This is a genomic window from Microcystis sp. M113S1 (assembly GCF_020246945.1).
Classification (GTDB): Bacteria; Cyanobacteriota; Cyanobacteriia; order Cyanobacteriales; family Microcystaceae; genus Microcystis.
Genome location: NZ_JADBSA010000298.1, coordinates 1 through 11,259 on the forward strand (window position 1 = coordinate 1; position 11,259 = coordinate 11,259).

General features: G+C 39.5%; 10 protein-coding genes and 1 pseudogene. 4 read left to right on the forward strand and 7 right to left on the reverse strand.

What is annotated here, in order from left to right; translation table 11 throughout:
* Positions 1 to 208 precede the first annotated feature (208 nt).
* On the forward strand, positions 209 to 1,285 hold the full coding sequence (locus IM319_RS15095) for a CHAT domain-containing protein (RefSeq protein ID WP_287736108.1): 1,077 nt from the start codon (positions 209 to 211) through the stop codon (positions 1,283 to 1,285).
* Positions 1,286 to 1,378: 93 nt separating this feature from the next.
* On the opposite strand, the gene IM319_RS15100 is transcribed toward IM319_RS15095, so the two are convergent.
* The 5 genes from IM319_RS15100 to bchL all read right to left on the reverse strand — a co-directional run bounded on the left by IM319_RS15100 (position 1,379) and on the right by bchL (position 6,464).
* Complete coding sequence (locus IM319_RS15100) at positions 1,379 to 1,789, reverse strand: hypothetical protein (RefSeq protein ID WP_287736110.1); 411 nt, start codon at positions 1,787 to 1,789, stop codon at positions 1,379 to 1,381.
* Positions 1,790 to 2,293: 504 nt separating this feature from the next.
* The gene (locus tag IM319_RS15105) at positions 2,294 to 3,097 is read right to left on the reverse strand and encodes a nucleoside phosphorylase (RefSeq protein ID WP_287736112.1); all 804 of its coding nucleotides are present in this window, start codon (positions 3,095 to 3,097) and stop codon (positions 2,294 to 2,296) included.
* 77 nt (positions 3,098 to 3,174) lie between these two features.
* Positions 3,175 to 4,575: a ferredoxin:protochlorophyllide reductase (ATP-dependent) subunit N gene (locus IM319_RS15110; RefSeq protein ID WP_287079989.1), complete on the reverse strand. Its 1,401-nt coding sequence runs from the start codon at positions 4,573 to 4,575 to the stop codon at positions 3,175 to 3,177.
* Between the two features lie 16 nt (positions 4,576 to 4,591).
* Positions 4,592 to 5,356: a DUF5331 domain-containing protein gene (locus IM319_RS15115; RefSeq protein WP_287736115.1), complete on the reverse strand. Its 765-nt coding sequence runs from the start codon at positions 5,354 to 5,356 to the stop codon at positions 4,592 to 4,594.
* Between the two features lie 238 nt (positions 5,357 to 5,594).
* Positions 5,595 to 6,464 carry a ferredoxin:protochlorophyllide reductase (ATP-dependent) iron-sulfur ATP-binding protein gene (gene bchL / locus IM319_RS15120; protein ID WP_002759152.1) on the reverse strand — a complete coding sequence of 290 codons (870 nt, stop codon included), beginning with the start codon at positions 6,462 to 6,464 and terminating at the stop codon, positions 5,595 to 5,597.
* 458 nt (positions 6,465 to 6,922) lie between these two features.
* Here bchL and IM319_RS15125 point away from each other — a divergent pair, with 458 nt between their 5' ends.
* The gene (locus tag IM319_RS15125) at positions 6,923 to 7,768 is read left to right on the forward strand and encodes a hypothetical protein (protein WP_287736117.1); all 846 of its coding nucleotides are present in this window, start codon (positions 6,923 to 6,925) and stop codon (positions 7,766 to 7,768) included.
* 4 nt (positions 7,769 to 7,772) lie between these two features.
* A complete protein-coding gene (locus IM319_RS15130; RefSeq protein ID WP_002798718.1) occupies positions 7,773 to 7,958 on the forward strand; it encodes a hypothetical protein in 186 nt (61 codons plus the stop codon).
* Between the two features lie 429 nt (positions 7,959 to 8,387).
* Here the strand turns inward: IM319_RS15130 and IM319_RS15135 are convergent, their stop codons facing one another.
* Positions 8,388 to 9,596 (reverse strand): 4-hydroxy-3-methylbut-2-enyl diphosphate reductase, encoded by a 1,209-nt coding sequence (locus IM319_RS15135; protein WP_287079993.1) that lies wholly within the window; start codon positions 9,594 to 9,596, stop codon positions 8,388 to 8,390.
* A 94-nt stretch (positions 9,597 to 9,690) separates the two neighbouring features.
* A complete protein-coding gene (locus IM319_RS15140) occupies positions 9,691 to 10,164 on the reverse strand; it encodes a CRR6 family NdhI maturation factor (protein ID WP_286827427.1) in 474 nt (157 codons plus the stop codon).
* 290 nt (positions 10,165 to 10,454) lie between these two features.
* On the opposite strand from IM319_RS15140, the pseudogene IM319_RS15145 reads away from it, so the two are divergent.
* Positions 10,455 to 11,138: pseudogene (locus IM319_RS15145) on the forward strand (bile acid:sodium symporter family protein); the annotation flags it as partial.
* Between the last annotated feature and the right edge of the window lie 121 nt (positions 11,139 to 11,259).

Here is an 11,259-nt window from a genome sequence, read left to right on the forward strand (position 1 = left end):
ATTCTTGGGCTGCCCATTTCTCCATTTTTTTGCTTACCTCCACCTTAATTCCTTCTTTCAAAACTATACCTATCAATCGTTTCCCCTTTTTTTAAGTTTCTTCTCTTTTTGTTAAGAAAGATCTGACTAATGGATAGCTTTAAAAGGGGGGAATTTTGAGGTAAAAGGGGTTAAGGTTTGGCAATCTTCAGCAGAAGATCGAGAGAAATTGATTGATTTTATTAAAGATTATCGTGAAGCTTATGAAAATAATAAAACAGAGTGGATTAATAATCTTAATTCTTGTTTAAATCAACTATCAGAAATTCTCCACATTGATGAACTTTTAGAACTAATTCCCCAAGACTGCAAACGCTTAATCATAATTCCCCATTGGTTCTTACATATAATTCCCCTTCATTGTTTACCCCTAAAAGATGGACAATTTCTCTATCAACGCTTTACTAAAGGTGTAGGATACGTTCCCAGTTGCCAACTTTTAAAACTGGTAAAATCATCACAGCGAGAAAACTTTACTCATCTTTTTGCTATTAAAAACCCCACCAGAAAAGACCTAAAACCCCTCTTAGGAGCAAATCTAGAAATCGAGAGAATTAGTCAAGGATTTGATGCAGAAAAAACTGTTATTATTGGTGAAGTAGAAGCATCAGAACAAACCCTAGTAAACCGTCGTCAAGAATTACAAGCGTCCCATTGTATTCACTTTTCTTGTCATGGAAAATTTGATAATAAATCCCCTAGAGACTCAGCTTTAATGTTAGCAGATCCAGAAGGTAACTTAGGAAAATCAGCTAACCTTACTCTAGCAGAAGTCTTTAAAAAACTTGACTTAAGAGAATGCCGCTTAGTTACTTTTTCTGCTTGTGAAAGTGGTATAATAGAAAGTAAAGCCGATAGTATTAGTGATGAATATGTCGGTTTGCCCAGTGGTTTTCTATTTGCAGGAAGTTCTAGTGTCGTTAGCACCCTTTGGACAGTAGATCCCCTAGCAACAACCTTATTTATGGCTAAATTTTATCACGATCTTAAACGGATTTCTATCCAAGATGAAGGAAGTATTGCTATTGTTTTAAATCATACTCAAACCTGGTTAAGAACATTGAATAGTCAAAAATTAGCCCAAACAAAAAATAGTCAAAAATTCCAGCAATTACTCGATCGAGTCTTTGAAAGTAAACGGGATAGAAGAAAATTCCAAGACTTATTAGAAGCGGCAGTGAAACGCGAACCCTATCCCTTTGCCAATCCCTATTATTGGACAGCATTTATCGCAACAGGAGTTTAACTCAGGTCTTGCACCATTATCCAAAAGTCCAAAAAACCCGATTTTTTCTGCCTCTAAAAATCGGGTTTTTAATATCAGGGGTAAGCTCTGAGTTTAAGAATCGGAACAATTTTGACAAAATTTATCCAGTCCTTCCTCTGAAATATAAATAGCAACTGGAGTCGATAAAAGTCCTGCTACTCCAGGCGGACACATAAAACATCCTGCAATAATATCTGTTACAGGGGGAATAAGTGCGGGTAAATATTTTTCTCGCAAAGTTTCATACTTCGGTTGACAAATAGAATCACGACATTTATTAAGAACAATAGCAAACCAACGAAAATCAGCCTTATCTTCTACCCCTTCAATCCCGTTACGAGTGGCAATAGATTCAGCAGCATCTGCTAAATCTCCCTCCCATTCCTCAATAACATCAAGTGCAATTAAAGCGTTCTCATTGTCCGCAAATTCAATACGGTACTGAGCAATTTTTTCCGGTGTTAACTGCGTTGTGTCTGACATAATACCATCCTTAAAGCTAAAACTAATTTTTTCCCATTATCTCACTTTATTAGCTCCTAAGTAGGTAGGCGTTAAAAATTATCAGACACCCCCCTTATCAAGGGGGGATTAAGGGGGGATCAGAGGCAAAATCTATCTTCAATTTAATTATAACTACTTACTTAATCCCACCAAATGCCGTGAGGAAAATCCCTCGCTTTAGCTTGTCCGCGACTTTATAATCGTCTCGTCGCTAACGGTTTTGACTTTACCGATGGCAAGTTAATCCGGTCAAGATTAGCTTAGAAGACTAGGAAAAAGCGAATTTTTTTGGGGGTGAGAATTTACTTTTGTCAAAAATCATTACATATTCGCAACAAAATACACTTTTTTGAGCAAATTAATGTACCATACTTAGACAAGGCGATAAATTATTTTGTACTAGGAATTATGCGCTCAACTTATCTCCTGTTATCCCCAAAGTCAGGAAAAAGAGGAAGTCTTAATGAAAATGATTTCTCAACATTAATTAATTGAGGATGGGGAGAGGTTGTTAACAGTCAATATTGCTACCTGAATCGCTTTTTCGATGGCCTGTTGTTTGCTTTCTAAACTAATCCCTTCCTCTTTACTTCTTTCGGCAATTACACCACAAATACAAGCGGCAGTAAATCCATAAACCCCCGCCATTTTCAATAAAGTTCCCGCTTCCATTTCATAATTGAGAATATTTAAACGTCGATATTCTTCCGTAATTCCCTCTAAATGATGCTGAAGATAAGGGTTAGCGGAAGACAGGATTCTTTCCTGTCCTTCATAAAAACTATCCACAGAAGCGGTAATACCTACATGATAATTTACTCCCAAAAATTGAGCCGATTTAACTAGGTCAACTGTCAAAAAAGGATCCGCCACTGCGGGATATTCCAGAGGAGCAATATCATTAGCAGCACCTTGCCTACATAAAGCCGCTTGGGAGATAATAATATCACCAATTTTTATTCTATTTTGAATTGCGCCACAAGTACCAATACGAATAATAGTTTTAATTCCCACCTGTATTAATTCATTAACCACAATACTCAAAGATGGCGCACCCATGCCACTGGTAGCCAGAAGAATTGGGGTAGAATTATCTAGATAGCCAAGATAACTATTTAAACCGCGATAATCCGATAGTAAACGTGCATTTTGTAAATAAGTTTCAGCAATATAGCGCGAGCGTTCTGGTTCCCCCGATAATAGGGTGATAGTCGGTTTTGCCGTGCCTAAATCCTCACTGCTAAAGTTGAGATGATAGGGTTTTTGGTGAGATAAGTTATTGGACATTGAAGTTAACTAAATACTGAAAAAAGGTAAGGAAAATCAATTCCTTACCTGAGGATTGTACACTTCTGACAACAAATTTACACTTTTGCTGACTCTTTAACTAACTTATCCCAACCCAATTCCTTGAGGTTATTGTTGCGACGCAGGGGACGAGTAGCTAACTCTAAAATATCTCGCGCATTGGTGAAACCATGAATTTGAGCAAAAGTAAATTCTACCGACCATTTAGTGTTAATTCCCCGCGCTTCTAAGGGATTTGCATGGGCCATTCCTGTAATCACTAAATCGGGTTTTAACTCGTAAATGCGCTGAATCTGATTGTAGTTATCAGGTTTTTCGATAATTTTCGGGATGGTAACACCCATATCATTACAGGTTTTCTCTAGTAATGCCAATTCGGCCGCTTGGTAGCGTTTATCCATGTAAGGAATACCGATTTCATCACAAGTCATCCCGCAACGAATTAGGAAACGTGCCAAGGAAATTTCTAGTAAATTATCCCCCATAAAGAAGACCGATTTACCGCGCACAAGTTGCAGATAATCCTCTAAACTTTCCCAAATTTTTGCCTCTCTTTCCTCTAATCCCTGCGGTTCTACTCCCAAAACCGAACAGATTTTTTCTATCCAAGCGCGGGTTCCATCCGGACCGATGGGAAAGGGTGCGCCAATTAATTTACACTTACGACGACGCATTAAAGTGGTGGCAGTTCGTGATAGAAAAGGATTGACACCAGCGACATAATAACCTTCTTCAATTACCGGTAATTCAGTAAAGCGTTTGGCCGGCAACCAACCATCAATTTTAACTCCTTGTTTTTTTAATTCTAGGGTTAAATTAGTCACAATCGGGTCAGGAACGGAACCAAATAAAACCAAAGGAGGATGGTCTTTATATTCCGATTCTTCCTGTTTAATTTCTTCTTTTTTCCGTCCAAAAGTTAAGAGTTTCTGGATAGCATTCCGTTCTTCTTTGTCGTTTTCATGCTTAACTTTTTCGGGACATTTATGCACCATAGAAGCGAGGACGGTATCTTCCCCTTGGGTAAAGGCATAATCTAAACCATTAGCGCGCGCTGTCACGATAGGAATACCGATTTCTGACTCTAGTTTTGGTGCTAATCCTTCCAAGTCCATTTTGATTATTTCGGTGGTACAAGTACCGATAAAAACGATAACGCTAGGGTTTCTATCTCGTTTAATTTGTAAGCAGAGGCGTTTTAGTTCTTCGTAGTCTTTTAGTTGAGCGGAAATATCCCCTTCTTCTAATTCGGCCATCGCATAACGTGGTTCGGCAAAAATCATCACACCCATAGCATTTTGCAGGAAGTAACCACAGGTTTTTGTGCCGATAACAAGGAAGAAACTATCTTCGATTTTTTGGTATAACCAAGCAACACAGCTAATCGGACAAAAGGTGTGATAGTTGCCAGTTTCACAATCAAATTGTAAAGCGCTCGGTTCTTGAATGGCGGTCATGTTTTTAGGTTCTCCTTTAACTTGGTTTATTTAGGTTTTCTCGTTGTAACTCTTGGCGGATTTTTTGCAGTACAGGATCCTCAGTAGGATATAAAGAATTACTTAATTCTCTTTCTTTCTTTTCTAGTTGTTTTTTCTCAGGATCAAAATTTAATCCTAAAACTTCTAGAAGTTTGTTTCCATCGGAACTAAGCTGACAAAAGGGATACATCCACACTGATAATTGAGATTCTAAAACGGTCATTGCACCTATAATGATGTCAGCACTAGGACGTTTACCACCGTCGGGAGTTTTTCGCCACGAATCTTTAGAATCCATTAAAGACTTAATCCACGGTTGATTGTTTTGGTAGTAATCTAACCATTTATCTGGTAAGATTTTTAGCAATTCCTCAAAAATAATTACTTTGTTTTTTTCGACTGATAATTGTTTTTCTCGGAATCCGTTGAGATATTCAGTGTGCGAATTAGAAATCAGTAATTCTTTTTCCGATTTTTCCAACTCCTTTTTTTCAGAATCAAAATTTAGTCCTAAGACTTCTACCAGTTTGTCCCCATCGGAACTAAGTTGACAAAAGGGATACATCCACACTGATAACTTAGGTTCTAAAGCTGTTGCTGCCGCTATAATTATGTCAGCACTAGGACGTTTACCACCATCGGGAGTTTTTCGCCACCATCCTCTAGAATCCATTAAAGACTTAATCCAAGCTTGATTATTTTGGTAGTAATCTAACCATCGCCTCGGTAAGGTGGCTTTTAATTCCTCAAAGTTGCTCATTTTGTCCCCTTGACTGAATAATAATGTTCTCTCTATTAGAATTCCCAATGAGAGGGAAAAATTATCATCATCAAGTCCTCGATAAAATTCGTGGGTAGGGTGGGTTAGGCGACGATAAGTTAGGCTATTAACTAATAAGTTAATTATGCGCCGTAACCCACCCAGAAAAAGAGTTTATTGGTGGTTATTGGTGGTTATTGGTGGGTTACGCTATCGCTAACCCACCCTACAAAATAATCTAAACCATCATTAGGTCTAATTCTTCCTCGGCGTTAACTTTGGGTTTATCAGCATTAAGATAGAAATCCGATAATAAAGTGAATAATTCCCGGTCGGCAGATTCTTTGGGAATAACTCCTTCTGGTTTGGCTAAAATCTGATCGGCAATGTTGAGATAATAGTCACAAACATAACTTAACATCGGATCCTTGTCGGCCATTTCAAAGAGAGTTTGACCTTTAACTCTGGAGACGCGAATATCTTCAATTAAGGGTAAAACTTCTAACACTGGCATGGGAACATGATCCACGTATTTATTAATTAAATCGCGTTTTGAGGTGCGATTACCAATTAATCCGGCTAGTCGCAGGGGATGGGTGCGCGCTTTTTCACGGACGGAAGCGGCGATGCGATTGGCGGCAAAAAGAGCATCAAAGCCGTTATCTGTGACAATTATGCAGTAATCGGCGTAATTTAAGGGTGCGGCAAATCCCCCACAGACCACATCCCCCAAAACATCAAACAAAATCACGTCAAATTCATCAAAAGCGTTCAATTCTTTTAATAATTTCACCGTTTCCCCGACGACGTAACCGCCACAACCAGCACCGGCCGGGGGGCCACCCGCTTCCACGCATTTGACACCACCGTAGCCGTCATAGATAACGTCTTCGGGCCAGATGTCTTCGTAGTGAAAATCTTTTTCTTGCAGGGTATCGATGATTGTGGGAATAAGAAAGCCTGTCAGGGTGAAGGTGCTATCATGCTTGGGGTCACAGCCTATTTGCAGGACTTTTTTGCCTCTTTTGGCTAAAGCGGCCGAAATATTACAGCTTGTTGTCGATTTACCGATGCCACCTTTTCCGTAGACTGCAAGTGTTAAAGGCATGGAAGTTCTCCTAAATGTACGCTTGAATGGTGAGTTTGTTTATCAGTGCTTTGATCGCCATTATTGACCATCTCCCCACCCCTTGGAAAGAGGCTCAATTTTTATCTGCTATAGCTAGAGTGAGATTGAAAGCTTAAAAATTAGATAAATAATCTTTTAGAGCTTATAAAGTTTATTGAAGTCATAAAAACTTATAAAAACAGCTTTGTTCATACATTTACTTTAAATACAAACAATAAACAAAAAATCGCCAAAGCTTTACAAAAACTCGATAAACAGGGTTTTACCGTGCCAAACCCAGACAAAAAAGGTCAAGATAGAGGCAGTCTAGAGACTGATGTAAGATTTTCGTGAATAATCATTACAATTTTCCCGGTCAGCAGATTAAATAAATAGATCCTGAGAAGGACGCCGAAAGGCTGTAGTACAATTAGAACAAAGTACCTGTAGGGTTTCCTATGCGAGTTAAGCAAAAAACGCTGACTACACTCTTATTAGAAAATAAGGCTCCTAAATATCGTCCTTTTCTGGGTTTTTTTCTGGCTGGGGTTCCCTTGCTCTTTTTAGCCTATGTGGTTTCTTTCCAGCGCGCTTATCTCAACTGCATTAGGTTAAGCACAAAAAGGATAGATTGTCAATATGTCCAAGAGTATAATTTTCCTGTTTCTAGTCGGGAAAATTTTTCTTTGACTCACATTAAAGCTACGGCTGTCTATCAAGAAGTTTTTATCAGTGTTGAGCAGAAAAAAACTGTTAATAACACGGTTTTATTGGTCGGAAAAAATAACTATCTCTACATCGAGAATTTTCGGGATGTGCAGTCAGCTAGTGATTTTAAAACTCGATTTGATAGTTTTGTGAATAGATATCAAGCTCAGGAAATTATTGCCAAAAGTCCCCTAGATACCTTGTCAGCACTGCTAGAACACCACCATAATTATCCCTATTATCTCTGGGGTATGTTATGCTTATTGTCTGGTCTATTGTTACTTTATGATGTCAGCTATTGGGAGAGTTATGTCTTTAATCAGGGAACCTCTACCCTAACCCGTAAGCGACAACATTTAATTTTTAGAAGTGAAAGTGATTATCTTTTAGAGAGAATTGTTGAGGCAAAAGTAGAAGAGTACAAAGGCTTTTTGGGGTCTAATTACCGACGGATTATTTTAACCTTATCCAACGGGGAAAAAATTATCCTCAATTGCCGGTTACTGGAATCTATCAGTAACGGAAAAAGGGAAGAAAAAATTCTGGCAATGATTGCCGAAAAGTTAAACTTAACTCAAGAGGAAGTGTTAATCTAAGTAAATGCGCTCAAATTCTAGTTATTTAAAGTCTCTTTTTTTCGGTTTCCTATTAGTGACCGTGTTAGTTTATATATTGCGCGGCATGGGAATATTATCTTTTTTACCCGGAGGATTAATTTTGTTATTAATTCTCTCTTCCGTGGTGACGGGAATTATCTACGGAATCGATAAAACCCGCCGTTTTTAGGAAAATATTGGCTCTTCCTTCCAGACAGAAACGAGAAGGCCGCATCTCATTTTTGTAAATCTACTAAGTTGGGATTTTTAGGGGGAAACTCTCTGCTAAAGTCGGGCCTTACTTTCGATTTTATCACTCAATCCAAGCTTTTGGGGGGTTCTACCCCCCAAACCCCGGAGCGCATTAGTTTTTCGGTGGGATGCTTACAGACAGCTGCTGATATATCTGTAATAATTTAAAAGTCACTGATAATTGCTGATTGTCGGTATTTCTGCAAATGTGAGATACACCCAACGAGAAGAATCCAACGGTTCTAACGTCAATGTCAAGATTGCGGTAGTTAGTTTCTGAGCAATCCCACTGATAAAAATATCGGCTGCATCTCCTATTTGTGATCTGAGATGCAGCCATTGCTAAAGGCTAACACACCTGGGCTAATTAACCCGGGACTAAAGAAGATTTGAACGCAAAAATTTTCTCGATCACCTCTTCTACCACCTTATCGGGAGTGGAAGCACCAGAAGTCACTCCGACGGCAATTTTTCCCTCATTTAACCAGTTATCGGTGATGATTAAATCGTCCCCTAAAGGTTTATGTTCGATGCGATTACCGGGGAGAATACGCTCGGCACTATCGATATGATAGGAGGGAATGGCACGCTCGATCGCTATTTCCTGTAGGTGAGTGGTATTAGAGGAATTATAACCCCCAATTACCACCATTAAAGAAAGCGGTTCTTTCACCAGTTCAAACATGGCATCTTGACGCTCTTGAGTGGCATCACAGATAGTATTAAAACTCATGAAATGATCTTTAAAATCGATCGGTCCGTACTTTCTCAACATAGTATGCTCGAAGAGTTTGCCAATTTCCTCCGTTTCACTTTTCAGCATCGTGGTTTGATTGGCAATACCGATATAATCTAGATCGCGATCGGGATCGAAACCCTGGGAATGTGCATTTTTAAACTTCTCTAAGAACTCATTTTTATCGCCACCGTGGAGAATATAATTAGCGACATAATTAGCTTGAGCCAAATTTAAAACGATCAGATAAGTGCCAGCAAAAGAGCTAGTGGCGATCGTTTCTTCGTGATTATATTTACCGTGAATAATCGAAGTGTGGTCGCTTTTTTTGTGCTTTTCCACGGAATTCCACACCTTAGAAACCCAGGGACAAGTGGTATCCACAATCATGCAACCCTTATCGTTAAGTATTTGCATTTCCGAGACACTGGCCCCAAAAGCAGGTAAAATCACCACATCCCCCGATTCCACCACACTAAAGTCTTTTTGGCCATTTTCGACCGGAATAAAACCCACGGCCATGGAGCGCAGACGCTGATTAACCGAGGGATTGTGAATAATTTCGTTAGTAATCCAGATACGTTCCAGGGGAAAATGTTGACGAGTTTCGTAGGCCATGGCAACAGCGCGTTCTACCCCCCAACAAAACCCAAAAGCTTGAGCGAGATAGATCGTCACGTCACCCCGTTGTAAACGATAATTATTTTCCCGAATTTCTTGGATCAGGTCGCTTTGATACTCATTGGTCATCGCATCCATTACTTCCTCTTTATGACCGAATCCCTTGCGGTTATAGTTATCCGACTGCTGTAGGGTACGTTTAAAGGATTTTGTATCCATGATTCTCTGATAGGGGTATTGGTGGTGCTAAATTGGGCTAGACAGTAGCTTGCCATATACTAAAAATACCTTATCTAGTCAGCGCAGGAGGCTTTTAGAGACGAGAGAGAAATTCCTCGTCGATATCGTAACCAAACTGTTGAGCGAAAAATTTTAAGCGAGATAAAGCAGGAATTTGCTGACTTTTCAGCCAATCAGACAAAATAAAGAGTTTTTGCATCACAAAAATCTCCAAAGCTTCGGGATTATATTGAATTCCTTCCCCGCGATGGAATTGATGGGGGACCAACATAGCAGCATAACGGGCGATTTCTCCATGTTTTGGGTCAAGAATAAAGATTAACCAGGGATAAACCGCATCTAAACGTAGAAACCACAGTCTGACTTCCGCTATCTCCGATAATTCCCGCATATCACCCTCTGCGCGAGGATAATCTATCTCTAATTGTAGAGCTTGTTCCAGTTCGGCGATCGCTGATTGGGACTGATAATCTTGAATAATAGTCTCTAAAGATGATAGATCGAGATTTTGAATCTGATTGGGGTTAAGAGCGATTTTGACAGTCATAGGCGCAAATAAAAGGTTATATCGGGCGAAATTACCGTTTTTTATCCCCAGATCGGCAATGATCTATCTCAGAAAATACTCTCGATCGGGACAAAAAAACTGGGTATGACTATTCTCTCACTCCAGAGCGAGAGAGGGAAACTGGACTAAAATCCCCAAGGTTGGATTTCTCCTACAATTTAACCTCTCTTGCACACCGGGGTTTTTTAGTCGGCAAAATCGGGAACCATGCACAAGAATAAATTAGTCAATTTATGGGAAAATAAGCGCATCTTCTCGGCTTTTATCCCATGCAAGCCAACTTTTTTACTAATATCCTCTTACCCGTTGCCCTAGGCGTTTTAATGTTAGGCATGGGATTGGGATTAATTCTCGCCGATTTTCAGCGTATCACCCGTTATCCCAAAGCAGTTCTGATCGGTTTAGTCAATCAAATTATTATCTTACCGATCGTCGGTTTTATTATTGCTTCTATCTTACCTCTCCGTCCAGAAATTGCCGTCGGTTTAATGATTGTCGCCATTTGCCCCAGCGGTCCTTCCTCCAATGTTTTAACCTATTTAGCTAAGGGAGATGTGGCCCTTTCTGTTACTTTAACCGCTTTTAGCAGCATCATCACCATTTTCACCATTCCTTTTTTCGCTAGTTTGAGCTTACAGCATTTTATGGGTGAAAGTGCCGCCATCTCCTTACCCATTGGTTCTACTATGGCGCAGATATTTTTGATTATAGTTTTACCCCTGGTTATCGGTATGACTATCCGCCATTACTTCCCTTTACTGGCCAAAAGTCTGGAACCGATAACTAATCGTTTAGCCGTAATTTTTCTAGCAGTTATTATCTGCTTATTAATAATCCGAGAATCGGAACGTTTGCCCCTATTCATTGCTCAAGCTGGCATCGCAGTGATCATTTTACATACGATTGCTTCCCTAATTGGCTTTTTCAGTGGTCGTTTATCGAAAATTTGGGTTAAAACCCCGTCCTTTTAGGACGGCTTTAAGCTACAATGGAAAAAGCGATAACCAAGCTAAAAACTGAACCTTGACAACAGATAGTAAGGGGTTTCGTTCAGAAAAGACTTCAAATTCGGCC

Bases quoted from the DNA above. Each gene is read 5' to 3' on its own strand.
- bchL (WP_002759152.1), bottom strand. From the start codon at position 6,464: ATGCCTTTAACACTTGCAGTCTACGGAAAAGGTGGCATCGGTAAATCG.
- IM319_RS15100 (WP_287736110.1), bottom strand. From the start codon at position 1,789: ATGTCAGACACAACGCAGTTAACACCGGAAAAAATTGCTCAGTACCGT.
- IM319_RS15115 (WP_287736115.1), bottom strand. From the start codon at position 5,356: ATGAGCAACTTTGAGGAATTAAAAGCCACCTTACCGAGGCGATGGTTA.
- IM319_RS15130 (WP_002798718.1), top strand. From the start codon at position 7,773: ATGCGCTCAAATTCTAGTTATTTAAAGTCTCTTTTTTTCGGTTTCCTA.
- IM319_RS15140 (WP_286827427.1), bottom strand. From the start codon at position 10,164: ATGACTGTCAAAATCGCTCTTAACCCCAATCAGATTCAAAATCTCGAT.
- IM319_RS15135 (WP_287079993.1), bottom strand. From the start codon at position 9,596: ATGGATACAAAATCCTTTAAACGTACCCTACAGCAGTCGGATAACTAT.
- IM319_RS15125 (WP_287736117.1), top strand. From the start codon at position 6,923: ATGCGAGTTAAGCAAAAAACGCTGACTACACTCTTATTAGAAAATAAG.
- IM319_RS15105 (WP_287736112.1), bottom strand. From the start codon at position 3,097: ATGTCCAATAACTTATCTCACCAAAAACCCTATCATCTCAACTTTAGC.
- IM319_RS15110 (WP_287079989.1), bottom strand. From the start codon at position 4,575: ATGACCGCCATTCAAGAACCGAGCGCTTTACAATTTGATTGTGAAACT.